Origin of the sequence: Saccharothrix violaceirubra (assembly GCF_014203755.1) — a bacterium.
Classification (GTDB): domain Bacteria; phylum Actinomycetota; class Actinomycetes; order Mycobacteriales; family Pseudonocardiaceae; genus Actinosynnema; species Actinosynnema violaceirubrum.
Genome location: NZ_JACHJS010000001.1, coordinates 2,835,980 through 2,859,564 on the forward strand (window position 1 = coordinate 2,835,980; position 23,585 = coordinate 2,859,564).

A 23,585-nucleotide genomic window follows, 5' to 3' on the forward strand; every position below is an offset into this window, starting at 1 on the left:
CGGCGGTTACGCAGCCGTGCCGGCCGGCGTCCTGCGGATGTGCTCGCGCAGTTCGGCGACTTCCGGTCGTCCGGCGTGCGGGGCGGCCACGGTGTCCAGCACGCGCAGGCGGGCATAGCCACGGGTGGAGGACAGCCCGGTGATCGCGTCCACCGCGTCGTACCCGGTGGACACGGCGGCGTCGAGGTCACCGGCCTGGAACTGCACCGACGCCAGCGGCGGCAGGATCACCGCGCGGCTGCGTTCGTACTCCGCGCCGTACCCGGTCGCGGCGCTGGTCAGCTTCTCGATCGCCTCCGGGGCGAACTCCGGTCGGGTCAGCGACAGCAGGTACAGCGAGTGGCCCTGTTGGGCGGTGATCTCGGCGTCGGTGACGAACCACGCCCACGGCGGGGTCGTGGCCGGGTCGGCGGCGGCGTAGATGTCCTGGGCGTTGCCGACGGCCCGGCGGGTCGGCTCGGCTTCGCCGAGCGCCGCCCGGCACCACCCGAGCACGGCGGAGATGTAACCGGAGGTGATCGTGGAGACCGGGTGGCGGCGGTTGGCGGCGGTCGCCGAGGCGAGCTGGACCAGGTGCAACGCCTCGCCCGCCCGGTCGGCGTGCGCGACCGGATCCAGACCGTGCAGGTGCAGCGCCTGGTGCGCCATGTCCAGCAGCAGGTCCACGGCCAGGTCGGGGGCGCGGGGATGGTCCTCGGCGCGACGGGCGGTGTCCAGGGCGTAGGTCCACAGGCGGCGGGCGGCGTCGTGGTCCTCGACGTCGTAGGCCAGCCAGCCGGCCATGCCGGCCAGCTCGGCGACCGCGACCAACAGCCGGGTGCGGACCTCCGGAGTGCACACGGCGTCCTCCAGCCGACGCACCTGGTGCAGTTGCGTGACCGCGGCAGCGCGGCACAGGCCGCCGCCGTGGGCGAAGTCCGAACGGCGGAACCCGTCGGTGATCGCCTCGATCGCGTCGACGTCGGCCGCGCCGATGCGTGGACGGGTCACCGGCTCGACCTGATCCGGCAGCAGCGAGCCCAACCGGGCCAGCTCGGGATGCAGACTCGATCCCAACGTGGCGGCCGTGACCAGGGCGAGGAAGTCTCTGCGCTCCAACCAACTCACCTCCTCCTGCGTCGTCACGCTACCGCCGGTCCCGACGGTGAAGCCGAGCAATCCCGGCGGGATGCGCAGGAGAGTGGACAGACGGGCGACCAGCTTGACGTGGGTCAGCCGACGCTCGCCCCGTTCGACGGCCGACACCCTGGACTGGGACAGATCCAGCAGCGCGGCGAGCTGAAGCTGGGACAGCCCGGTGTGCTGCCGCACCGCGGCGAACACCGCGCCGAAGTCGTAGCGGGCCAGTGCGGCGCGCAGGTCCGCGTCCTCGTAGAACCCCTTCGGGATCGGATTGCGGAATCCGGCGGCGCGGGCGCAGTAACCGCACATCGGGTCGGTGTCGGAGGCCGGCGCGGTGCCGCACAACCGACAGCGCTGTCGTCCCTGACCAGTCATGACTCGCCTTCCGACGCCGAAAGGTGTTCGCGCAGGTTCACGGCGTAGCCCCCGCTGGATACCAGCCAGTCCTGTCCGGCCGGCGATGTCAAGCCCCAGTGGGGCTAGCACCATCGGGGATCGGGAAGATCGACGCGAGCCGCGACGGTGGACGTCATGGCCACGCCGATCCCGATGACCGACCAGCCCGGACCCGGACCGATCCGCGCCGGTCTGCGCCGCTGTGCGACCGCGCCGGACTCGTCGAAGGCGGTGGCCGACGCCGGCCCCCGGTGGCCCGACGCGGACCCCCGACCCGGGCCGGGCCACCGGGTTCCCACCTCACCGGCACCGGCCGCACGCCCGGTGCTGACCTTTCCCGCCGGCGGCCACCGCTGCGGCCTGTACCGGCTGGTGTGCGGGTTCTACGAGTGCGTGCACGGCCATGTCCGCCGGATCGACGCCCACATCGGAGCAGGTGCGCGATGAGCACCCTGAACCCTGCCCTGCGCCGCGACGGGCACCCGACCAATCGCCCCGGCCCGACCGGCTTGCCGGTCGGGGTGCCGAGCACCTCCGGGACGCGATCGTCGGACTGGTCGGCCCACCGGCCGGACACGCCGCGCCCGCCGGCCGGTGGCGGCAGCGACTCGGCGGGAACGGTGGCCGGGCGGCCCCGTCCACGGCAGGTGTGATCGGGGTGCGGCCGTTGATGCAGGACAGGACACCGGTCTACGCCATCGGATCGTCGACGGGGTGGTGGTGGGGGACCAATCGGCCCGGCGGCACCTTCTACGCCGGCCGTGCCCACGTTGTGCATCCCGCGCGACCGACGGCCGGGTTGTGCGGCCTGCCCGTGGACGACGTGGGGGAACTGCGCCCGCCGACGCCCGAGCACCTGTGCCCGGACTGCTGCGTGCCGGCGATGGCCGCCTCCCACCCGCCGTTCCCCCTCGGATCCGCGCCCCCGCCGCCGAGGGAAGCAACCGGTCCCGATCAGCCGGTCCCGGCCGAGCGGACAACCGCGATGCCGGTGGTCGGCAAGGACGACGACCCGTGAAACCCATCCGTGGACCAAGTGCCCGCAGCGGTACTGCCCTCCGCCCGCGACCTCGACGACCCGAGCACGGCCCCCGATGAACGCACCGCCGCCGCGGACACCCTGCGCAACCCTCGCCGGATCGACTCGGCGCTACTGCGACGTGTGCTCGACGGGCTCCGGCGGCTGTGACCAAGACGGAGGACGCACCGATGTCCGACCACGACCATCGCCGCGCGATCCACGCACTCCGACCGGCGTGCGGCGGGCGATCGCCGTCCTGCTGCCGAGTGGCGTTCCCGACGATCGTCGACGCGCTCTGTCGTTGCCGACTCAGCCGGCACCACCAACCGGTCCGCATACCCGGCGACCGGTCCGCACCTCGTCCCGATCGACTCGTCTCCGCCCACGGAAAAAGCCGGCCTTGTCCCCACCCATCCCGCCCGTGTCGCCCAGAACGCTGCTGGACCGCACGGGGCGCCTCTGGCAGTGGAACCCGACCCTGTCGCGGCGTTCAGGTGTCCCACTGGGCGTGTTCTGCCACCGCGGGCACCGGCGCACCGAACAGGAACTGGAGAACGAGGCCGAGCCGATCATCGAGGTCCGCGACCCGCGCGTCCTGGCCGTGGCCCTGGAGCCGGTGCCCGCCCGCCAGATCCGCCTCAACGACCTCGTGGTGCTGCCCGGCCTGGGCGAGCTGTCCCCGGTGATCGGCGTCTGGCCGTGCACCGACCGGTACGCGAGCCTGCTGTACGTGTGCACCGACAACGGCGACTGGGCACACCGGCCCGTGGACAGCCTGCTGCTGCGCGCGGACATCAGAACCCCTGGCCGTCCCGCTGCCCCGTCCATTGTCCCGACGTCCACGATCTCCAAGTCGCCGCACTCTCCGGCATTGCAGGACGAGGAACCCCGTGATGGATGAGATCCCGGCCGACACCGCCCAGCGCGGTACATGACCACCTGGACTACCTGGACAAGTTGGCCACCGACGGCGACCTGCGTTCCCGCGCCGCGCCGGCCGGCACCGAGATCACCCGGCTGACCTCGGCGTGGCGCAGCCTGCTGGACGCCACCGACTCGACGAGCACGGTCGCTGCCGGCGGTGCTCGGGCCGGCTTCGCCTCCGCGTCGGCCCCCGCACCGTCTGGACCACCGCACACCAACACCTGATCACCGCCGACAGCCCTGCCGCCCATCGAACCGGCAGGCACGCGGCTGCCCCCGGTCGGTCGACCGCTGCGGCATCCGAGGCTTCCTGACCAAGGGGGTACGCCCCGCCCCGATCGCGGCATACCCCCTGGTCCAACCGGCTGTGAACCGGCACGTCATCGAAAAAACCCTCTGAAAGAGTAACCAGGTGAACACACTCCGACACGACGAAGCGAACGTCTCAGAGGCCCGCGACGCCCTCGTGGACAAGCTCCTCACCCGCCGCATGATCACCTCGCCGGCGGTGGAACGGGCCTTCCGCACGGTGCCCCGGCACCTGTTCGTCGCCGAGGGCACGCCGCTGGACCTCACCTACAACGTCGACAACCCGGTGGCGATCAAGCGCGACCCCGACGGTGTGATCATCTCCTCCACCAGCGCGGCGTACATCCAGGCCCGGATGATCGAGCAAGCCGAACTCGGCCCGGGCATGAGCGTGCTGGAGATCGGGTCCGGCGGGTACAACGCCGCTTTGCTGGCTGAGATCGTCGGCCCGGACGGGCGGGTCGTCAGCGTGGACATCGACCAGGAGGTCACCGACCGCGCCGGCGAGCTGCTGGACGCGACCGGATACGGCAGCCGGGTCGCGGTGGTGCAGGCCGACGCGGAGAACCCGCTGCCGGGGCTTCACGAGCCGTTCGACGCGATCCTGGTGACGGTGGGGGCGTGGGATCTCGCGCCGGCCTGGCTGGAGCACCTGTCCGCGGACGGCAGGATCGTCGTTCCGTTGCGGATGAACGGGATCACCCGCGCCATCGGTTTCCGCCGCGAGGGCGACCACCTGGTGAGCACGTCGGCGGAGGTGGCCGGGTTCGTCGCGATGCAGGGCGAGGGCGCCCGCGACGAGCGGGTCTTCCTGCTGCCCGACCGCCATGGCCGGCACGTCAAGCTGCGCTTCGAGGGCGACGTGCCGCAGGGGATGAGCCTGTTGGACGGCGTGCTGGCCACCGACCGCGGCGAGGTCTGGTCCGGCGTCACGATCAACCACGGCGTGTCCTTCGCCGACCTGCACCTGTGGCTCGCCGCGTTCCTGCCCGGCTTCTGCAAGCTGGCCGTGGACGAGGGCACCGACATGGCCGCCGAACGCAAGAGCTGGTTCCCCTTCGGCGTCGTGCGCGGCGACTCCTTCGCCTACCTGGCCGTACGCCCTCTGTCGGCAGGCGGCGGCGTGGAGTTCGGTGCGCGTGCCTACGGCCCGCACGGCGGCGAGGCCGCCGTCACCGCGATGGTCGAACAGATCCAGGCGTGGGACCGCAAGGCCCGCACCGTCGAACCCGCCTTCGCCTACTGGCCGGCCGGCTCACAGCCTCCCGAGTCCGGCGAGTACACGGCCGTGCTGGTCAAGGCGCACGGCCTGGTCACGATCTCCTGGCCGCCCACGGCGGACGCCGCGGCCGGTCAGGTTGCCCCGCACAACCCCGAGAAGTGAGGAGCGAACCGAATGTCAGCAGCACTGGCCGTTGACCACACGGAGTCCCCGGACACCGCGGTCGACGACGCGGAGTTCGAGCTGGACATGCGCGTGGTGGAGTCCACCACCAAGCTCGTGATCATGATGTGCGACACGAGTGACGGCTGCGGCGACACCTGCAACACCAGCGCGTGCAGCACCGGCTCCAACGACCCGTTCTGATCCAACCCCTTGCCGTCGTCGGTGCCCGAGCCGTGCCCGGGTACCGACGGCGGTGCCTGCGACCGGCCGTGACCGGGTGAGGAGAACGAATCGCCATGACCGTGTCCCCGCGTTATCGGCACACCGGCCTCGTGCTGGCCCGCGTCACCACCGACCCCGGCGATCTCGACCCGGTTACGCAGACGGACCCGGCGGACCCGGTCGCGGTGGAACAGGACGGCCGTGCGTGGCTGGCGAAAGTGTGGGCGCGCCCGGAGGCCCGCGACGCGCTGACGCTGGCCAGCCCCGTCCTGGGCGCGCGCCTGGACCGGATCCTGGGAGAGGACACAAGCACGCCCACGGCGAAGGAGTTACGCCGTGCCGTGGTCTCCGTGGCGTCCTACCTGCTGCGCTGGCAGCGCCGGGCGACGCCGTTCGGTCTGTTCGCCGGGGTCGGGCCGGTCGCTGTCGGACCCGCGACCGCCGAGGTGGGAACACGTCACCGGGCCGTGGCGCGGGCCGACGGAGAATGGCTCACCACGCTGATCGACAGACTCGACCGACACCCCGGCCTGCGCCCACGCCTGACGGTCGTGGTCGACACCGCGCGGATCGTGCGGGACGGGCGGGTGATCGTGCACCGGCGGGCCGAGGTCGGGGCCTCCGCACCGGGGCCGCTGCGGGAGTCGTCGGTCCGGCTCACCCGCCCGGTGCAGTACGTGCTGACCGCAGCCGGTTCCCCGGTCCGCTTCGACACGCTCGCGGAGAAGACGTCCGTCCGCTTCCCCTCCGCGTCCCCGGACAAAGTCCACGCACTGCTGCACGGCCTGGTCGACGCCGGTGTCCTGATCACGAGCCTGCGGCCCCCGACGACCGGCGTCGACGCCTTGTCCCACCTGATCGGCGCCCTGCACGCGGCCCAAGCGTGCACCCTGGACGACCTCGCCGCGCCACTGCGCGAACTCGACGCGATCCGCGCCGATCTCGCCCGGCACAACAACGCCGGCGACCCCGCACAGGCCCGCCGGATCCGCGCGGCGGTCGCCGCACGCATGACCGCCCTGGCTCCCGGGGTGGGTCATGCGCTGGCCGCCGACGTGCGCCTCGACGCCACGATCGCCGTCCCCGAGCGGGTGCTCGACGAGGCGGCGCGCGCCGCCACGGTGCTGCTGCGGACCGGCACCCGACCCTTCGGGTCGGCCGCGTGGCTGGACTACCACGCCCGGTTCCGCGCCCGCTACGGTCCCGGCGCGTTGGTGCCAGTGCGCGACCTGGTCGCCGACTCCGGTCTCGGTTACCCGGCCGGCTATCTCGGCGCGCCCCGCGCCCGACCCGCGTGGCGTGTGCTGACCGACCGCGACGCCGCCCTCCTGGCGCTGATCCAGCAGGCCACCCTGACCGGGGCGCGGGAGGTCGAGTTGGCCGACGCCGACGTCCAGGCACTGACCGTCGGCGAACACGTCGACACCGTCGCGCCCCAGCGGATCGAACTGGGCGCCGAGGTGCACGCCCCGTCGACCGAGGCGATCGACCGAGGCGAGTTCCGGCTCCGCATCACCGCCGCGCCGCCCGCCCACACCAGCATGGCCGGACGGTTCGCCCATCTGCTCGACGACGCCGACCGTGCCCGCCTGGCCGCCACCTACACCGCCGGACCGGCGCAGCCCCCGAGCCGAGAGGTGTTCGACACGGCGGTGGCGGTGCAGTTGTCCTTCCCGCCACGCCGCCCGCACAACGAGAACGTGGTGCGGGTGCCGCCGCTGCTCGACGACGTCGTGTCGCTGTCCGAGCACCCAGGGCATCCCGATCCGGCCCGCCCCGACCCCACCGTCATCGAGGTGGACGACCTGGCGGTCACCGCCGATGCCGAGCAGATGTACCTGGTGCAGGTCTCCACCGGTCGGCGGGTGATGCCCCGCATCCCGCACGCCCTGGACACCGCCGTGCAAAGCCCGCCGCTGGCCCGGTTCCTCGCCGAGGTCGCCGACGCCCGCAGCGCGGTGTTCCGCGGCTTCGACCTCGGCGCCGCCCGCGTCCTGCCCTACGTGCCGCGCATCCGCTACCGACGCACGGTGTTGTCCGCCGCCCGCTGGATCCTCACCGCCGCCGACCTCGACACCCGCCCCGAAGCCGACCATCCCGAAACCGACCGCCCCGGAGCCGTGGACGGCGAGCAGCCGTTGCGGTCGTGGCGGCAACGGTGGGGCGTACCGGCACGCGTGGTGCTGGTCCAGGGAGAGCTGCGCCTGCCTGTGGACCTTGACCACGTACTGGATCGCGCGTTGCTGTACACCCGTCTGGAGCGCACCGGCCGGATCGAGTTGCACGAGGACGGCCCGCCGGACGGGCACGACTGGATCGGGCGACCGGCGGAGCTGCTGATCCCGATGACCGCGATCACCCCGCCCACACGGCCCCTGCCTGCCACCGCGGCACCCGATGCCGTTCTCCAGCCCGGCGATTCCGCCGTGGTCCACGCGCAACTGGCGGGCAACCCGGCTCGATTCGACGAAATCCTCACCACGCACCTGCCCCGGTTCGTCTCCGAACTCCACGACCCGCGTGACCCGGACCCATCGGTCCGGTCCTGGTGGGTGCGGCGGCACCGCGACATGATCCGGCCCGAAACCGATCACCACCTCGCCCTGTTCCTGCGCCTGAGCGACCCGCGGCACTACGGAGCCCTCGCCGCCCGCCTGGCCGCGTTCGCGGCCGACCTGGACTCCCGGGGACTTCCCGGCCAGCTCACCCTCGCCCCGATGCCGCAGCACCCCGCCCGCTACGGCCACGGCCCCGCACTGGCGGCGGCCGAGCAGGTGTTCGCCACCGACACCACGGCCGCCATCACGCAGCTCGCCGCGGCGCGGGAATCAGGGATTCCGGCCCAGGCCCTGGCCGCTGCCTCGATGGCCCACCTGGCCGCCGCGTTCGCGCCCGACCCGGTGGCCGGGCACCGGGCGCTGCTGGAATGCCTGCGTCAGGAGCGCGGTCCACTGGATCGGGTCCTGCGCGACCGGGCGCTCGCCGTGGCGGACCCCGAACGGAAGTACCGCGCCGTTCGCGCTCTGCCGGGCGGACAGACGGTCGTCGACGCCTGGCACGCCCGCGACACCGCACTGGGCGCCTACCACCGTGCGCTGGTCCAGCAGGACCGCGACCCTGGCACGGTGTTGCGCACGCTGCTGCACGAGCACCACATCCGCGCCGTCGGCGTCGAGCCGGCCTTCGAGAAGGAGACCGGACGACTCGCCCGCGCCGTCGCGCTGCGCCATCTCGCCCTGGCCGGCGCCCGATGAGCGCCGAGGCGAACCTCCGCCCGGACAACGGCGAGGTGACCCTGACCCGCGGCGAGGTGACCGGCCAGTCTCTGGCCCGTGGCGCGGTGGGAACCGCGCTGCTGCACGTCGAACGCGCCCGGACCGGCTCCGGCAGGTGGGAGACCGCGCAGGCCCACATCCGGCGGGTGGTGGCCGGGCCGGTCGATGCCGCCGAGCACGCGGGCCTCTACTACGGGGCGCCCGCCGTCGCGTTCCTGCTGCACACGGTGTCAGACCGTCACCCCCGCCATTACACCGCCAGCCGGACGCTGGACGAACACGTGCTGCGCCTGACCCGGCAGCGGCTGGCCGGCGTTGCCACCCGCATCGACCGTGGTGGGTCTGCCACGTTCGGCGAGTACGACCTGTTCTACGGGCTGACCGGCATCGGCGCACTGCTGCTGCGCCACCACCCCGACAGCGACGAACTGGCCGGAATCCTGCGGTACGCGGTCACACTGGCCATCCGGCCGTGCCCCGAGGACGACGAACTGCCCGGCTGGTGGGTGGCGCACGACCCGGACGAGATCCTGCCGACCCCTGGCGGGCACGCGAACTTCGGCATGGCCCACGGCGCGGCCGGCCTCCTGTCCTTCCTCGCCCTGGCCACCCTGAACGGGACTGTGGTCGACGACCAGCACGAGGCGATCGCCGCGCTCACCGCGTGGTTCGACCGGTGGCGGCAGGACGGACCGGACGGCCCCTGGTGGCCGCAGTGGATCACCCGCGGGGAACTGCGCGCCGGCCGCCCCGCCCACCCCCATCCCGGCCGGCCCTCCTGGTGTTACGGGACGGTCGGCATCGCCCGCGCCCAGCAACTGGCCGCCCTGGCCACCGACGACCCGCGACGCCGGCAGACCGCCGAGGACACCCTGGCCGCCGGCCTGGCCGACACCCATCTCGACCGGATCACCGAGCCGGGCCTGTGCCACGGCATCGCCGGGATCTACCAGACCACCTATCGCGCCTCCCGCGACGCCCTCGGCCCCGCCCTCGCCCACCGGCTCCCTGCCCTGGCCGGTCGGCTCGCCCGGCACGCGCCGTCGCCCGACGAGGTCCCGGAGGACGACGACGCAGCCACCGGTCTGCTGACCGGGCGTACCGGAACGGGCCTGGCGCTGGAGACCGCGCGGCACAGCACGCCGCCTCACACCGGATGGGACACATGCCTGCTGATCGCCTGACCGCCACCTGCCGCACGGCCGCACCCGCCGAACTCGCCGCCGCCGTGCTGGCGGTCCTCGCGGGCGCCGATCCCGGCACCGTCGCGGCCGGCCACGACCTGGACTCGGCCGACCTCCACGACGCGGTGCGCACCTACCGGGCCGCCGGGCTCGCGGCACTGGAGAGCGCCGCCGAGAACACCTGGTACCAGGTCCGGGTCCGGTTCGCCGACTGGTCGCACGCCGAGACCGCCGGCGCCACGACGCTCGGGCCCGCCCTGTACCGGCTCAGCGCCGACGGGGCGGTGGCCGGATGGTGGTTCCTGCGCAAACACCCCTGCTGGCGGCTGCGGCTGCTGCGCGCGGACACTGCGGCCGTCAACGGGGTGCTCGACGAGCTGGCCGACGCCGGAGTCGTCGCACGGTGGTGGCCGACGGTGTACGAGCCGGAGACCATCGCGTTCGGCGGCCCGGCCGGCATGGACACCGTCCACGACCTGTTCTGCGCCGACAGCGCCGGCGTGCTCGACTACCTGCGCCACGACGCCCCCGGCCTCGGCCGCCGGGAACTCTCCATCCTGCTGCTGAGCGGGCTGATGCGCGCCGCCGGGCTGGACACGTTCGAGTGCGGCGACGTGTTCGACCGGGTCGCCCGGCTACGCCCCGCGCCCACCGACGCCGACACGACGCGCACCGGCACACTCGTGGACAACCTGCGCGTGCTCCTGTCGATCACCGACCTCGCCGACAGCGAGCTGTTCACGCCCGGCGGGCCGGTCGCGCACGCCGCGCCGTGGCTCGCCGCGTTGCGCACCGCCGGCCAACGACTCGGCCACGACGCCGCGAACGGCGTCCTGGACCGCGGCCTCCGAGCGATCCTCACCCACTTGGTGATCTTCCACTGGAACCGATTCGGCCTCTCGGCCACCAGCCAGGGCATCCTCGCCCGTGCGGCGAGCACCGCTCTGCTGCCTCGAAGCTGACGATGACCCCCGCGCCGAACACACCCACACCAACGACCGTGATCCACCGCTTCCCGCTGCTGGGCGGCCCCTGACCGCCTGCCTGTACTTGCCCGAACGCGTCCAGGAAATCGCCGCTGGTTTCCGCGCCGCCGGACACGACGCCGGCGACCGGTTGGCCGCCGGCGTCGAGGAGCTTGTTGACGAACTGGGCGATCTCGTTCCGGCTGCGCAGCACGGCGGCTGAAGGTCGTTGTGGCAGAAGGCTTCCAGATGGACCACATCGGGTCGCTTTCCACGTCGGCGTTGTGACGCACAGAGTCGTTCAGAGGGTGATTTCTGAGTCTTGCCAGTCCACACAGGTCGGCCGTTGGGCAGTGATCATGAGTTCCAGCAGGGCCGTGCGCAACCGTTCCAGCGGGATCGCCGCGTTTCGGGGGAACTCCGTGCGAGTGTCGACGTCGACGTAGAGCGGCTTTCCCGGCGTTCGGCTGTCGTTCGTCGTGGTGTCGGCCCGGGAGACCCACCCGCGTAGGTACTGTGTCGTTTCCGCGTCGTCGTGGGAGCGGGTGTTGTGCGGGACGAAGTCGGGCGTGCCGGCGGTGTGGATCGCAGCGACCTGGATGTCCGGGTCGATGTCGAACTTGAGCTGGTGGTTGGGCAGCTCACGGCGTCCGTTGGTGGGGCGGTCCCGAACGTAGACCACGGTGGGGTGTGGCTGTGGGTTGGTGGTGATGTCGTGGAGCACCCGGGTCAGATCGGCTTCCGTGCGCATGGTGACGGAGTCACAGCCGTGAGGGTTGTCGGCGGTGAAGTAGTACACGTCGATCGCGTGGTTCACGGGTCGTTCCTCCCGGTGAAGGTCTCCGACCCTACGGGGGTATTGGTCTACATGCGTCCTGGATTGTGGATTGTTGTTCCGCGCCGCTGTGGGCCTGGAGGCGTGAGGTTCACCACCGAACGGTGGATGGTCGGAGTGCTCACTGACTCGCCACGGTTGAGCGCTGTTCAGTCGAGCTGGTCGGTCGCTTCCTGCCACGCGACGCAGTGTGGACGTTGCCCTCCGGTCCCGAGTAACTCGTCGAGCGCGTCGTGGATGAGGTGCAGGCGGACTTCGGAGTCCGCGGGGAAGTCGTGCCCGGTGTCGAAGTAGACGTAGACGACGCCGCCCCGATTGGTGCGGTCGCCTCTGCTGTACCAGGTGCCTTCGTCGTTGGTGTAGCGGAGGCCGCCCATGCCGGTGTCGGGGTCGACCCCGATGGTCAGTTCGTGGTCGGGGAACTCCTTCCTGTGGTCCGGGTCGACTGCGTGGACAGTGGCCGCAGAGTGCTCCCAGTCGGCGGCCAGAAGTTCCTGGACGAACCGGGCGACGTCCTCGCGGTCGCGGAGTACGGAGACGGGACGGTCGTTGTGGTAGACAGCTTCCAGGTGCGTCACGTCAGGTGGCTCCTCCGTGACAGGTCTTGTGGCCGGTCGGCTGGTGGATCGTGATCGCCTGTCCGGTGCGCAGTATTCGGTTTCGTCCTTGCCGGTCGTTGTCGTCGAAGATCTGGGTGCTGTGACAGCTCTGGGGCTCTGTCGAACGCGAGCTTCTGGAGCGTGCTCAGGCGGGCTTGGTGGCCTTGAGCCCGTAGAGCAGCGGGATCTTGGGTTCCTCGGCGGGCAGGGTCCACCAGCCGTGGTCGTCCTCGGTCATGCGGGGCCAGCGGGGCCAGGGGAGTCGGTCGGTTTCGCGGAGGCTGGTGATGTGGAGGCCGGCGGCGATGAGGGCGTTGACGAGTTCGCCGATGCCGTGGCTCCACTCGTAGTTGGTGCGGTCATGGGGCAGGGGCGGGCCGTCGGTGTAGGTGTGGGTGCCGTCGTGTTCGGTGGGGCCGCGGCCTTCGAGGTAGTCGTGGCGCAACGTCAGCGTGTCGTCGTCCTGTGGAGTCGGGCCCAGTGCCCAGAGAACAGGGTGGAACTCGGCGATGTAGGCGAAGCCGCCGGGGCGCAGCAGGTCGGCGACGACGCGGGCCCAGCGGTGGAGGTCGGGGAGGTAGCAGAGGGCGCCTTTGGCGGTGTAGACGATGTCGAACCGGCCGGTGCCCAGGACTTCCGCGGCGTGGTGGACGTCGCCGTGGCGGTAGTCGATGTCGAGTCCGGCTTCGGTGGCGATGCGCTGGGCTTCGCGGATGGCGTTGTGGGCGAAGTCGAGTCCGGTGGTGCGGGCGCCGCGTCGGGCGAGGGCGAGGGTTTCGACGCCGAGGTGGCATTGGAGGTGGACGAGGTCGCGTCCGGCCAGGTCGCCGAGGTCGTCCCATTCGAAGTGGGCGAACCAGGTGTCGTTGTCGCGGATGCCGATGCCGTAGAAGTCGCTGGCGACGTGGATGGGGGTGCGGGCCTCCCAGTTGCGTCGGTTGGCTTCGATCATCGCCTGCACGGTCGCGTCGGACATGCGCCCAGAAGTAGCAGAGTCCAGTGCGGACAAGGGGTTTCGTCACTCGTCCGAGTGATGCGGCCCGACAAGACATTCCCGGCGTGTCGCCTTGGTCGGACGTCGGTTGCCCGAAGGTGCCCTGGGATTGCCCTCGTGCTGTCCGGTGGGGCCTCCTGGGATCCGGGTGGTGTGGGGAGGCTGGGGGCCGGGCGGAGGTGTCGGGATGTCGGCTGGTGCTGGGAAGCGGGGCGTCGCCGTCGTGGCGGCTGCGGTCGTGTTCTGCGGGGTCTTGGTCGGGGTGCGTGGGGTGACGGCGCCCGCTGCCGCGCAGGAAGTGGCGTCCGCGGTCGGCCGTATCGCGTTCGCGGGGACCGGGCATCGGAGTGTGGGGGTCCTGGCCGATCCTGTTGCCGATCTGCCCACGCCGGTCGGGACCGAGCCGATCGCGGGTGGGGCGGCGCATTTCGACGATCAGGTGTCCGCTCGTGGGGATCTGGTGGTGTTCACGAGCTTGCGGGACGAGGCCAAGCCGCAGGTGTACGTGCGGCGGGCCGACGGTTCCGTTCGGCGGCTTACCAGCGGGCTTGACGTGGGGCATCCGCAGTTGTCGCCCGATCTTCGGTCGGTGGTGTTCGACTCCCTCGGTGACGGTGGGCGACGGGGGATCTGGGTTGTCGGGGTCGACGGGACCGGGGTTCGGCGGGTTGGTGATTCCGACGCCGACGAGAGGTGGCCTACGTGGTCGCCGGACGGGACCCAGGTCGCGTTCGCCACGGACCGGGACGGGGAGTCGGAGATCTATCGGCGTGCCGTGGCCGGGGGGCCCGCGGTCAGGGTGACCGATGAGCCGACGGGGGCTGCTGAAGAGCCCGCGTGGAATCCGCTGAACGGGCGGATCGCTTACACGCTTCGTAGTTATGGGCAGTCGTTCCTGCGGGTGCTCGACGATTCCGTGGTCGGTTCGCCTGTGCTCGGTGGTGGGCAGGCCGGGTGGCAGGGGCGGTGGCCTTCCTGGAAGCCGGACGGCTCCGGGCTGTTGTTCCTCAGTTTCGACCAGACCTGTTCGTGTACGGCCGATCCGGCTGTGGAGAAGGTGTACCAGGCCGACCTCGGGGGTGGGGTGCCGGTCGAGACCGTGCCCGGGTTGTTGCTGGCCGAGGATCGGTCCGTGTCGTCCCCGGCGTGGTCCGATGTGGGGCGGCCTCGGTTGTTGGTGTCGCGGACGTCCGCTTCCACCCGCAACACCGCCGATCTCCAGGACATCCGGCCCGACGGGGTGGACCCGCGTGATCTCGGGTTGTCCGTGTTGCGTGAGGACCCCGGTATCGCGCAGGACCCGAACCGGTTGTTCCACCCCCGTCCCGGTTACGACCCGTGGACGCAGCGCCAGGGTTACTCGCCCGATGGGCGTCGGCTTGTGGTCACGCGTTTCGAGGACGTGGACGGCGTCCGTGCGCAGCGGTTGTGGGTGGTCGACGCGGACGGGAGTGACGCGCGGCGGCTTCCGGTGGCGGATCGGCGGACCGCGGACTGGGAGTTCGACCCCGCCTGGTCTCCGGACGGGAAGTTCCTGGCCTTCGCGCGGCGGTCTCCCGGTGGGGTGCGGCCGGACGCCGGTGGGTTGAGCCGGGTCGCCGTGGTGGACGTGGAAAACGGTGCGGTTGTGGGGAATCTTCGCCCTTCCGTGGACATTCCCGACCTGGAGGACACGCAGCCCGCGTGGTCGCCGGACGGGGACACGCTCGCGTTCACGCGGGGCGTCGTGTCCCGCGACGGCAACGGGGTCGAGGTCCGGCGCAACCACATCTGGACGGCCCGTGCCCGGACGCTGGACCAACAGCGTGACCTGTCGGCGGCTGTGTGCGGGTTCGCGTGCGAGGTCACCGACGACAGCGCCGCGTTCCGCCCCGACAGCCGGTCCCTGGTGTTCAACCGGGAGTTCGACGGACTGGTCGAGGTCTCCTTGTCGGACAACGGCTGTCGGGTCCTGCTCCCCGGGAACGGCACGTGCTCGGCTCCGGTGACCGCGCCGCCGACCGGGCCGTTCCAGCCCCGGGACGCCGCCTACTCGCCCGACGGGGGTCGGCTGGTGCTGACCACGCGGCGGGAGGGGCCGGCCGCCTCGCCGGAGGAACTGGTCGTCCTCGACAACGGTCGGCTCGACCGGATCACGCGTGGTCTGCCCGGACGGCAGAAGGAGCCGACCTGGCAGCCCTCGGTCGACCTGAAGGTCGAGGCCCCGCAAGACGTGCCCGAGGTGGTCGTCGGTACGAAGACCACGATCGACGTGACCGTGACCAACCGGGGACCGGCGGCCTCGCCGGACACCGCGTTGACCTTCGCGGTGCCCGAGGGCGTGCGGATCGACGCGATACGTCCGGACCAGGGGACGTGCGAAGCGCGCTGTGACCTCGGCACCTTGTCGGAAGGTCAAGACGTGCGCGTCTCCGTCGACGTCGTCGGCACGGTGCCGGGGAGGTGGCGGCTCACCTGGACGGTGACCGGCGGCGTCCTCGACGTCAAGCCGCAGGACAACTCGACGGGCACCGGCGTTCCGGTGCGGGAGCCCGAGAAGCCGCCGCCTCCACCGCCCCCGCCGCCACCACCTCCGCCGGTGGCCGGTCCCGGGTTGACGGTCGTGGTGCAGCCCAATCCGTCCTATGTGGGCGGACGTGCCGCGGCCACCTTCACCACGAGGAACGGCGGTGACGGGTTCGCCACCGGTCTGCGACTGGACTTCGTACTGCCCCAAGGGGTTCCGGTGGCCGCGCTCCCGCCAGGCTGCACGGCCGCGGGCTGCGCCTTGCCCGACCTCGCGCCCGGCGCGAGCATGATCACCCAGGTCCTGTTCGCGCCCGACGCCCCGCTGGAGACGACCGTGCGCGGCGTGCTGCGGACGACCGGGACGGACGCCGACCCGAACGACAACGCCGCCCAGGCCCCGATGCGGGTCCTGCTGCCGCGCATCGTGGCCGTGCCGCCGATCGGCGAACCCGGGTTCGTGACCTCGGTGCGCGGTCTCGACTTCCCGCCCGGCACGCCCGTGCGGCTCGCGTGGTCGCCGGGCATCACGGCCGCCGCCGCGCCCACGATCCCGCGCCCGGACGGCCGGTTCACCGCGCAGCTGCTGATCCTGCACAAAGACGCGACCGGCCCGCGCACGATCACCGCGACCGGGGTCGGATTCCGGCCCGCGACGACGCCGTTCCTGGTCGTCCCGGGCACGGTCGGGCCGCCGGACATGGTGCGCCGGCGATGACAGGGAGGCACCGGTGATCCACGAGGTCGACGAGGGGGTCCGCCGCCTGCTGCACGCGGGCGGCGTGCCCGGCGACCGGGGCGACCTGGCGTTCGAGGCACCGACGAAGGACTGGGCGGCCCGGCGCAACGCACCCGCCGTCAACGTGTTCCTCTACGACATCCGCGAGGACCTGACCCGGCGCACCGCCGGCGAGAGCGAGGTGTACGACGACGACGGCACGCTGTTGGGCCGGCGCGGCGCACCACGCTGGTTCGACCTCTTCTACCTGGTCACGGCCTGGACCAACCGGCCGCAGGACGAACACCGGCTGCTCTCGGAGGCGCTCGCGTGTCTGGTGCGCGCCGAACGCCTTCCCCGTGAGCTGCTGACCGGGTCGCTGGCCGAACTCGACCTCGCGATCGGGATGCAGGTCGCCGGGCCGACCCCGGAAGGGCGCTCGGCTCCGGACGTGTGGTCCGCGCTCGGCGGCGAACTCAAACCCGCCGTCACGCTCCGGGTCACCGCGCCGCTGGCGGGCGAGTGGACGCCGAGCGGGCAGCCGGTCACCGAAGGCATGGTCCTGCGCAACACCGGCTCCGGCGCCCGCCGGCTGCGGTACGAAGGCCCGACCACCGCCGAGGGCGACGGGCTCGCCGTGACCCGTCCCCGTCCGGCACCCTCGCCCCGGCGTCGGCGTGGCGAGCCGATCCGATGACCGACCTGTGGACCAGGCTCGCGGCGGTCGAGGCACGGGTGCGGCAGGCGGTGGAGAAGAAACTGGCCGGGGACCCGTCGCCCGACGACCCGTTCCGCGGCCTCTACCTGACGCCCGAGGCGGTGCGCCGGGTGCTCGACCCGCGACCCGACCCGGACGTCCTCGTGCCCGCCGAGCCCGGCTCCCGACTGTCCACTGTGGCCGAACGGTTCCGGCTCGACGCGCTGGACGTCGAACTCCTGCTGGTCGTCCTCATGCCCGACGTCGACGCCCGGTTCGAACGCCTCTACGGCTATCTCAACGACGACGTGACCCGGCGCCGTGCGACCGTCGGCCTCGCCCTGGAGCTGTGCGGACTGCCCCAGGCGGGCACGGGCCGGTTCCGGTTCGACGCCGGGTCGAGGCTGGTCGCGGGCGGTCTGGTCGAGGTGCGGGAACCGGACCTGCCCGCGCTTTCCCGACCTTTGCGCGTGCCCGACCGCGTGGTCGCGCACCTGCTCGGCCACGACCCGCAGCCGGACCTGGTCCGTGTGGTGACCGGCGAGCCCAAAAGCGGATTCGTCCGCCGCGTCGGCGACGCGCTGCGGGCCGGCATCGGCCCGATCCACCTGCGCGGCGAGGGCGGCGCCCACGTGGCCACGTCCGCGTTGGCATGTGCCGGTCTGGACGCGGTGGTGCTCGACGTGGCCGCGCTTGTCGACCGGGACCACCCCGCGCTCGACGCCGTCGTGCGCGAAGCCCGGTTGCGCGGCGCGGGCCTGGTGGTCGGCCCGGTCGAACTCCTCGTGCCGGCGAAGACCCGGCTGCTGCGGGAGCTGGCGGCCCACGACGACCTACCGCTCGTGCTGCACGGCCGGCAGCACTGGGACCCGCACTGGACCGATCGCCCGGTCGTCCCGGTCACCGTGCCGCCGGACGATCGGGAGCCGCCGGACAGCGCCCTGAACGGTTACCGGCTCGGTGCGGACGAGACGCGGCACGTGGTGTCGGTCGCGACCGGGCTGGCGGCGCTGGACGGTCGCCCGGTCGCCGACGAGCACCTGCGGGCCGGTGTGCGGGCGCGCAACGGCGCGGGCCTGGACCGGCTGGCCCGCCGGATCACCCCGTCGGTCGGTCCGGACGACCTCGTGCTCCCCGACGCGACCCGGCGGCAGCTCGACGAACTCGTGCTGCGTGCCCGACACCGCGACCGGGTGCTCGGGAGTTGGCGGATGCGTCCCGGCGGCGGCCGGGGGCGGGGCGTGGTGGCGTTGTTCGCGGGCGAGTCCGGCACGGGCAAGACCATGTCCGCCGAGGTGGTCGCGGCCGAGATCGGCGTGGACCTGTACGTGGTCGACCTGTCCACGGTCGTGGACAAGTACGTGGGCGAGACCGAGAAGAACCTGGAGCGGATCTTCACCGAGGCGGCGGGCGTGCACGGCGTCCTGTTGTTCGACGAGGCCGACGCCGTGTTCGGCAAACGCTCGGAGGTCAAGGACGCGCGCGACCGGTACGCCAACGTCGAGTCCGCCTACCTGTTGCAGCGCATGGAGTCCCTCGACGGCATCGCCGTGCTCACCACCAACCTGCGGTCCAATGTGGACGAAGCGTTCACGCGGCGGATCGACGTGATCGCCGATTTCCCGCTGCCGGACCGCGTCCAGCGGCTCGCGTTGTGGGACCGCTGCCTGGGCACGGCGATGCCCCGCGGTGACGACCTCGACCTGGAGTTCTGCGCCGAGCGCTTCGAACTGGCCGGCGGCTCGATCCGGTCGTGCGCCGTGACCGCCGCCTACCTGGCCGCCGCCGCCGACCGTCCACTCGCGATGGCCGACGTGATCTCGGCCGTGCACCAGGAATACCGCAAGCTGGGACGCCTGGTCCTGCCGAACGAGTTCGGCCCCTACTGCCCCTAAGGGCACCGGTCTGCCCCCGCGCGAGGGCTGCCGGGCCTGCCGGTCGATCACCGGAGGCAGCACGCTGGGTGAGGCGAGAATCGCACACCAGACAGGAGCGACCATGCCGCAGTACCTCTCACCCGGCGTGTACGTGGAGGAGGTCCAGTCCGGGGCACGGCCGATCGAGGGGGTCGGCACGGCCGTGGCCGCCTTCGTCGGCTTCGCCGAACGCGGACCGTTCCACCGGGCCACCCTCGTCGCGAACTGGAACCAGTACGTGCAGCTCTTCGGCGGCTTCGTCGAGGACGCCTACCTGCCGCACGCGGTCTACGGCTACTTCGCCAACGGCGGCGGCGCGGCCTACGTCGTGCGCGTCGGCGGCACGCCCGAAGGCGCGCAGCCACAGCAACCCGCGCGCGAACCCGTGCGGCTGGGCGACCTGCGGATCGCCGCACTGCCCGGCGTGGACGGCGACGTGTCCGTCGAGGTGGCCGACGCCGACGGCGAGAACCCGCCCGACGACCGGTTCAAGCTGCTCGTCCGCCAGAACGGCAAGGTGGTCGAGACGCACGACGTCACCACCCGCAAGAACGCCAAGAACTACGTCGCCACGCAGCTCGCCGAGCGTTCCAAGCTCGTCGGCGTGACCGAACAGCCGACCGGCGCCCTGGCCCGCCCGGACAAGCAGACCGTGTCGCTGCCCGCCGCCGCCACCGCGCCCACGACCGTCGACGCCCAGGAGTACCTCGGCGACCCCGAGGCCCGGACCGGCTTCGGCGGGCTGGAGAGCGTGGACGAGATCACGATCGTCGCCGTGCCCGACCTCATGGGCGCCTTCCAGCGCGGCCTGATCGACCTCGAAGGCGTGAAGACCGTGCAGTTGGCCCTGATCTCGCACTGCGAGCAGATGGGCGACCGGGTCGCGGTCCTCGACACCCCGCCGGGCTTGAACGCGCAGCGCGTGCGCACGTGGCGGCAGGACGAAGCCGGCTACGACTCCCGTTACGCCGCCCTGTACTACCCGTGGATCAAGGTCTTCGACCCGGCGGGCGGACGGACCACGCTGGTGCCGCCGTCCGGGCACGTCGCGGGCGTGTGGGCGCGCAGCGACGTGGAACGCGGCGTGCACAAGGCACCGGCCAACGAGGTCATCCGCGGCGCGGTCGACCTGGAGACCGGACTGAGCAAATCCGAACAGGACCTGCTCAACCCGGTCGGCGTGAACTGCGTGCGCGCGTTCCCCGGCCGCGGCATCCGGATCTGGGGCGCGCGCACGCTGTCCTCGGACCCGGCGTGGCGCTACCTCAACGTGCGGCGGCTGTTCAACTTCCTGGAGGAGTCGATCCTGCTCGGCACCCAGTGGGTCGTGTTCGAGCCGAACGACGACCGGCTGTGGTCCAGCATCCGGCGCAACATCACCGCGTTCCTCACCGAGCAGTGGCGGCAGGGCGCGCTGTTCGGCCGCACGCCCGCCGAGGCGTTCTACGTCAAGTGCGACCGGGACAACAACCCGCAGGAGTCCATCGACCTCGGCCAGGTCGTGTGCGAGATCGGCGTGGCACCGGTCAAACCGGCGGAGTTCGTGGTGTTCCGGCTGGCGCAGTTCTCCGACAGCACCAGTCTCGTCAGCGAATGAGCCCCTCGCGGGCCTGAACCGGAAAGGGGACCGCAGCCGTGGCAGAAGGCGACGCTCTCTCCACCCACATCTTCGGCGTGCAGCTCGGCGGGTTCATGGTCGAGTCCCTCCAGGAGGTCAGCGGGCTGACCGTGGAGGAGGACGTGGTCGACGTCTTCCAGGTGACGCCGACCGGCAAACCGATGATCCGCAAGCAGCCCGGCGCGCAGAAGGGCGGCGAGGTCACGCTCACCCGCGGGCTCGACCAGAGTTCGGAGTTCACCAACTGGCTCAAGGAGACCCTGGAGAAGGGCGCGGTCACCGCGGCCCGGCAGAACATCACCATCGAGGTCAAGGATTCCGAGGGCAACACGGTCCGGCGCATGCAGCTCACCAACGCCTGGGCCAGCAAGTGGGAGGGACCGTCGCTCAAAGCCGGCGAGTCCTCGGCGGCCACCGAGAAGGTGACCCTGGTGTTCGAGGAGATCAAGGTCGAATGAGGCGCCGGACGATCGCCCTGGACCAGCTCGACGAACTGGTCGACGAGAGCCCGAAGCGGGAACGGGTCGAGCTGCGCACGGAGTTCGCGTTCGAACTGCCGCGCGGCTACGTGGACCAGAGCGGCACGGTGCACCGGCACGGCCGCATGCGCCTGGCCACCGCGCGCGACGAACTCCGGCCGCAGATCGACCTGCGGGTCAAGGAGAACCCGGGCTACCTGGGTGTCGTGCTGCTCAGCCAGGTGATCACCGAACTGGGCACGGTCACCGAGATCCACCCCGGCGTGGTGGAGCTGATGTACGCCACCGACATCGCGTTCCTGCAGGACTTCTACCGGCGGATCAACAGCGAGGGGCACACCCGGGCCGGGGTGTCGTGCCCGGCGTGCGGCACGGCGTTCGAGGTCGACCTCGCCGGTGGTCGCCTGGGGGAATCGTGACGTACGCGGCCGAGAGGCTGCTGGCGGAGGTCGCGTACGTGGCCTACCACTTCCACTGGTCGCGCTCGGAGGTGCTCGACCTGGAGCACCACGAGCGGCGGCGGTGGGTGGAGCAGATCGGGCGGATCAACACGCGGGTGAACGAGGGGAGGTGAGCCATGTCCTGGTGGGACAGGCTGTTGCGGCGGTCGCGGACGAAAGCGGTCGGCACGGTCGCGCGGTCGCCGTGGGACGGCGGCTGGCGCACGGTCCGGCCGTTGCGTCCCACGCTCGGGCCCGACGACCCGAGCGTCGCTTCCGGCCTGCGCTTCCGGGACCGGTTGACCTCGTGGCAGAACCCGGCTTTCACCACCGCGCCGGGACACGCGGTCGATCCGGCGGCACCGGCGGGGGTGATGCACGGGGTGGCGACGCCGGGGGAGGTCGGCGACTCGCCGAGCGTGATGCGGCTTCCGGTGGCGGGGTCGGCGGACAGTGGCGCGGAGCCGGCGGGTGGGACTTCGGGGACGGATGCGGTGTTCCGGCCGCCGGTTCCGGAAGCCGCGGGCACCGGTCCCGACGGTGGTGACGGCCTGGACCGGTCGGACCCGGGTGACGTCGGCAGAGGTCGACCGGGACCGCCGGCCACTCGCCGGGACCCGGTCGGTGTCGCTTCGGATCGGCCGGGACCTGTGGTGTCCCGTGCCGCGTCGGGTGGCGACGGCCTGGACCGGTCGGGGTCGGCGGGGGCCGATCCCGGTGCGGGTGGGGCAGGCGCCGTTCGACTCGGACCGGTCGGGGCCGGATCCGGCGGGAGGGGAACCGGTTCCGACTCTCCAGGGTCGGTGGTGACCCGTTCCGGCTCGGGTGGCGACGGCTCCACCCGAGCCGGGTCTCCGGAGGGGCTCGGCGCGGGTGGGTCCGAATCGCCCGCGCCTCGCTCCGGTCCGGGTGCGGTGGGCTCGGGTCGACCGGCGTCGCCGGCCGCCGGGCCCGGTGCCGGCGCGGCTGGGCCGGGATCGGTGGTGCCGCGTTCGGCATCGGGTGCGGTCGGCTCGGGTCGGATGGGATCGACGGCGGTCGGGTCCGGTGTGGGGCAGGCCGGTGGGGATCGGCCTGGTCCGGGTGCGTTCGGCGCGGGCGGACCCGGACCGGTGGTCGCGCGCTTCGGTTCGGGCGGTGACGGCGCGGACCGATCGGGCATGGTTGCCGGGTCCGACGCGGGCGGTGCCGGTGCGGACCGGTCGGTTCCGGCGGGGACTCGCCCCGGTTCAGGCAGTGGTGGCCAGAGCCGGTCGGGTCCGGTGGCGGCCGAGTCCACCGAGCCCGGCGTCGACTCGGGACGGCCGGGCTCGGTGGACTCGGCCGCCGGCCCGGGGCGAGCGGTCCGACCGGAGGTAGTGGTGTCCCGTTCCGCACTGGACGGGAACGTCTCGGGCCGGCAGGTCCACTCCGGGGCGGGCCGGACGACGGGTGCGGGCCGGCCCGGGGCGGTGGAGATGCCGGTGGTCGACTCCGGCTCCGGCGAGGTCATGGAGGTCCCGGTGTCCCGAGCGGTCCTGCCCGGGGCGGCGGGCGTGTCCGCCGTCGAGTCCGGGACGGCCGGCGAAGTCGGCCCCGGGCGCGCGCCGGTGTCGCGGACCGGACCGGTGGACGACCCCGGGTGGAGCCGGTCGGGGACGCCGGTCGGGGTACGGCCCGTGTCGGGTTCGAGCTTGTCCGGTCCGGTGGCGACGCCCGTCGTCCACCCCGGATCGAGCGGCGACGAGGAGGGGCGGGGGGTTCCTCCCCGTCGACCGGCGGAGTCGGCCGATCGTTCCGGGCCGGGTGGGGCGGCGGCCGGCCCCGTGCACCCGTCGGGTCGGTCCGGATCGGGGAAAGTCGCTGCCGCGCGGCCCGTGGTGGCCGGGGACCCGGGTCCGCGCGGGTCGGCCGTGCCCGGCGCCCCGGACCAGGTGCCGAGGAAAGCTCCGGGTGCCCCCGGACTGGGGGTCGGTCCGGTGGGCGAGACCGGGGTCGTG

At 72.4% G+C, this 23,585-nt stretch carries 22 protein-coding genes; 18 read left to right on the forward strand and 4 right to left on the reverse strand.

What is annotated here, in order from left to right:
• Positions 1-6: 6 nt before the first annotated feature.
• A complete protein-coding gene (locus tag F4559_RS13545) occupies positions 7-1,497 on the reverse strand; it encodes an NsdA family TPR-like regulatory protein (RefSeq protein ID WP_221447222.1) in 1,491 nt (496 codons plus the stop codon).
• Positions 1,498-1,653: 156 nt separating this feature from the next.
• Here F4559_RS13545 and F4559_RS13550 point away from each other — a divergent pair, with 156 nt between their 5' ends.
• From F4559_RS13550 to F4559_RS13600, 11 genes are all read left to right on the forward strand, one after another.
• Complete coding sequence (locus F4559_RS13550) at positions 1,654-1,965, forward strand: hypothetical protein (RefSeq protein WP_184668873.1); 312 nt, start codon at positions 1,654-1,656, stop codon at positions 1,963-1,965.
• A 223-nt stretch (positions 1,966-2,188) separates the two neighbouring features.
• Positions 2,189-2,536: a hypothetical protein gene (locus tag F4559_RS13555; RefSeq protein ID WP_184668874.1), complete on the forward strand. Its 348-nt coding sequence runs from the start codon at positions 2,189-2,191 to the stop codon at positions 2,534-2,536.
• Between the two features lie 18 nt (positions 2,537-2,554).
• Positions 2,555-2,707 carry a hypothetical protein gene (locus F4559_RS13560; RefSeq protein WP_184668875.1) on the forward strand — a complete coding sequence of 51 codons (153 nt, stop codon included), beginning with the start codon at positions 2,555-2,557 and terminating at the stop codon, positions 2,705-2,707.
• 253 nt (positions 2,708-2,960) lie between these two features.
• Positions 2,961-3,440, forward strand: coding sequence for a hypothetical protein (locus tag F4559_RS13565; protein WP_184668877.1), 480 nt, complete (start codon positions 2,961-2,963; stop codon positions 3,438-3,440).
• Positions 3,437-3,688, forward strand: coding sequence for a hypothetical protein (locus F4559_RS13570; RefSeq protein WP_184668879.1), 252 nt, complete (start codon positions 3,437-3,439; stop codon positions 3,686-3,688). Before F4559_RS13565 ends, F4559_RS13570 begins: the two co-directional genes overlap by 4 nt.
• A gap of 187 nt (positions 3,689-3,875) precedes the next feature.
• Positions 3,876-5,156: a methyltransferase, FxLD system gene (fxlM, locus tag F4559_RS13575; RefSeq protein WP_221447223.1), complete on the forward strand. Its 1,281-nt coding sequence runs from the start codon at positions 3,876-3,878 to the stop codon at positions 5,154-5,156.
• A 12-nt stretch (positions 5,157-5,168) separates the two neighbouring features.
• Positions 5,169-5,360: an FxLD family lanthipeptide gene (locus F4559_RS13580; protein ID WP_184668881.1), complete on the forward strand. Its 192-nt coding sequence runs from the start codon at positions 5,169-5,171 to the stop codon at positions 5,358-5,360.
• A gap of 95 nt (positions 5,361-5,455) precedes the next feature.
• Positions 5,456-8,635 carry a lantibiotic dehydratase gene (locus tag F4559_RS13585; RefSeq protein WP_184668883.1) on the forward strand — a complete coding sequence of 1,060 codons (3,180 nt, stop codon included), beginning with the start codon at positions 5,456-5,458 and terminating at the stop codon, positions 8,633-8,635.
• The gene (locus F4559_RS13590; protein ID WP_184668885.1) at positions 8,632-9,840 is read left to right on the forward strand and encodes a lanthionine synthetase C family protein; all 1,209 of its coding nucleotides are present in this window, start codon (positions 8,632-8,634) and stop codon (positions 9,838-9,840) included. The genes F4559_RS13585 and F4559_RS13590 overlap by 4 nt, the downstream gene beginning before the upstream one ends.
• The gene (locus F4559_RS13595) at positions 9,822-10,802 is read left to right on the forward strand and encodes a thiopeptide-type bacteriocin biosynthesis protein (RefSeq protein ID WP_184668887.1); all 981 of its coding nucleotides are present in this window, start codon (positions 9,822-9,824) and stop codon (positions 10,800-10,802) included. The genes F4559_RS13590 and F4559_RS13595 overlap by 19 nt, the downstream gene beginning before the upstream one ends.
• An 88-nt stretch (positions 10,803-10,890) precedes the next feature.
• On the forward strand, positions 10,891-11,028 hold the full coding sequence (locus F4559_RS13600; protein ID WP_184668889.1) for a hypothetical protein: 138 nt from the start codon (positions 10,891-10,893) through the stop codon (positions 11,026-11,028).
• A gap of 78 nt (positions 11,029-11,106) precedes the next feature.
• Here the strand turns inward: F4559_RS13600 and F4559_RS13605 are convergent, their stop codons facing one another.
• The 3 genes from F4559_RS13605 to F4559_RS13615 form a co-directional block, all read right to left on the reverse strand.
• Complete coding sequence (locus F4559_RS13605; protein WP_184668891.1) at positions 11,107-11,622, reverse strand: Imm1 family immunity protein; 516 nt, start codon at positions 11,620-11,622, stop codon at positions 11,107-11,109.
• A 167-nt stretch (positions 11,623-11,789) separates the two neighbouring features.
• Positions 11,790-12,218 carry an Imm1 family immunity protein gene (locus F4559_RS13610; RefSeq protein ID WP_184668893.1) on the reverse strand — a complete coding sequence of 143 codons (429 nt, stop codon included), beginning with the start codon at positions 12,216-12,218 and terminating at the stop codon, positions 11,790-11,792.
• A 166-nt stretch (positions 12,219-12,384) separates the two neighbouring features.
• Positions 12,385-13,215 carry a class I SAM-dependent methyltransferase gene (locus tag F4559_RS13615; RefSeq protein ID WP_221447224.1) on the reverse strand — a complete coding sequence of 277 codons (831 nt, stop codon included), beginning with the start codon at positions 13,213-13,215 and terminating at the stop codon, positions 12,385-12,387.
• 817 nt (positions 13,216-14,032) lie between these two features.
• Here F4559_RS13615 and F4559_RS13620 point away from each other — a divergent pair.
• From F4559_RS13620 to F4559_RS13650, 7 genes are all read left to right on the forward strand, one after another.
• Positions 14,033-16,456 carry a hypothetical protein gene (locus F4559_RS13620; protein WP_312865626.1) on the forward strand — a complete coding sequence of 808 codons (2,424 nt, stop codon included), beginning with the start codon at positions 14,033-14,035 and terminating at the stop codon, positions 16,454-16,456.
• A gap of 13 nt (positions 16,457-16,469) precedes the next feature.
• Positions 16,470-17,153 (forward strand): Pvc16 family protein, encoded by a 684-nt coding sequence (locus tag F4559_RS13625; RefSeq protein ID WP_184668897.1) that lies wholly within the window; start codon positions 16,470-16,472, stop codon positions 17,151-17,153.
• Positions 17,150-19,048: an ATP-binding protein gene (locus tag F4559_RS13630; protein ID WP_184668899.1), complete on the forward strand. Its 1,899-nt coding sequence runs from the start codon at positions 17,150-17,152 to the stop codon at positions 19,046-19,048. The genes F4559_RS13625 and F4559_RS13630 overlap by 4 nt, the downstream gene beginning before the upstream one ends.
• Positions 19,049-19,151: 103 nt before the next feature.
• Positions 19,152-20,666: a phage tail sheath family protein gene (locus F4559_RS13635; RefSeq protein ID WP_184668902.1), complete on the forward strand. Its 1,515-nt coding sequence runs from the start codon at positions 19,152-19,154 to the stop codon at positions 20,664-20,666.
• 38 nt (positions 20,667-20,704) lie between these two features.
• Positions 20,705-21,145 carry a phage tail protein gene (locus F4559_RS13640; protein WP_184668904.1) on the forward strand — a complete coding sequence of 147 codons (441 nt, stop codon included), beginning with the start codon at positions 20,705-20,707 and terminating at the stop codon, positions 21,143-21,145.
• The gene (locus tag F4559_RS13645) at positions 21,142-21,585 is read left to right on the forward strand and encodes a hypothetical protein (protein WP_184668906.1); all 444 of its coding nucleotides are present in this window, start codon (positions 21,142-21,144) and stop codon (positions 21,583-21,585) included. Before F4559_RS13640 ends, F4559_RS13645 begins: the two co-directional genes overlap by 4 nt.
• Positions 21,582-21,740, forward strand: a complete 159-nt coding sequence (locus tag F4559_RS13650; RefSeq protein WP_184668908.1) for a DUF6760 family protein — start codon at positions 21,582-21,584, stop codon at positions 21,738-21,740. Before F4559_RS13645 ends, F4559_RS13650 begins: the two co-directional genes overlap by 4 nt.
• Positions 21,741-23,585 lie beyond the last annotated feature (1,845 nt).

What these genes read in the sequence shown, in the direction of transcription:
- F4559_RS13545 (WP_221447222.1), bottom strand. Translation starts at nt 1,497, where the DNA reads ATGACTGGTCAGGGACGACAGCGCTGTCGGTTGTGCGGCACCGCGCCG.
- F4559_RS13550 (WP_184668873.1), top strand. Translation starts at nt 1,654, where the DNA reads ATGGCCACGCCGATCCCGATGACCGACCAGCCCGGACCCGGACCGATC.
- F4559_RS13555 (WP_184668874.1), top strand. Translation starts at nt 2,189, where the DNA reads ATGCAGGACAGGACACCGGTCTACGCCATCGGATCGTCGACGGGGTGG.
- F4559_RS13570 (WP_184668879.1), top strand. Translation starts at nt 3,437, where the DNA reads ATGAGATCCCGGCCGACACCGCCCAGCGCGGTACATGACCACCTGGAC.
- F4559_RS13580 (WP_184668881.1), top strand. Translation starts at nt 5,169, where the DNA reads ATGTCAGCAGCACTGGCCGTTGACCACACGGAGTCCCCGGACACCGCG.
- F4559_RS13585 (WP_184668883.1), top strand. Translation starts at nt 5,456, where the DNA reads ATGACCGTGTCCCCGCGTTATCGGCACACCGGCCTCGTGCTGGCCCGC.
- F4559_RS13590 (WP_184668885.1), top strand. Translation starts at nt 8,632, where the DNA reads ATGAGCGCCGAGGCGAACCTCCGCCCGGACAACGGCGAGGTGACCCTG.
- F4559_RS13595 (WP_184668887.1), top strand. Translation starts at nt 9,822, where the DNA reads ATGCCTGCTGATCGCCTGACCGCCACCTGCCGCACGGCCGCACCCGCC.
- F4559_RS13615 (WP_221447224.1), bottom strand. Translation starts at nt 13,215, where the DNA reads ATGTCCGACGCGACCGTGCAGGCGATGATCGAAGCCAACCGACGCAAC.
- F4559_RS13630 (WP_184668899.1), top strand. Translation starts at nt 17,150, where the DNA reads ATGACCGACCTGTGGACCAGGCTCGCGGCGGTCGAGGCACGGGTGCGG.
- F4559_RS13635 (WP_184668902.1), top strand. Translation starts at nt 19,152, where the DNA reads ATGCCGCAGTACCTCTCACCCGGCGTGTACGTGGAGGAGGTCCAGTCC.
- F4559_RS13645 (WP_184668906.1), top strand. Translation starts at nt 21,142, where the DNA reads ATGAGGCGCCGGACGATCGCCCTGGACCAGCTCGACGAACTGGTCGAC.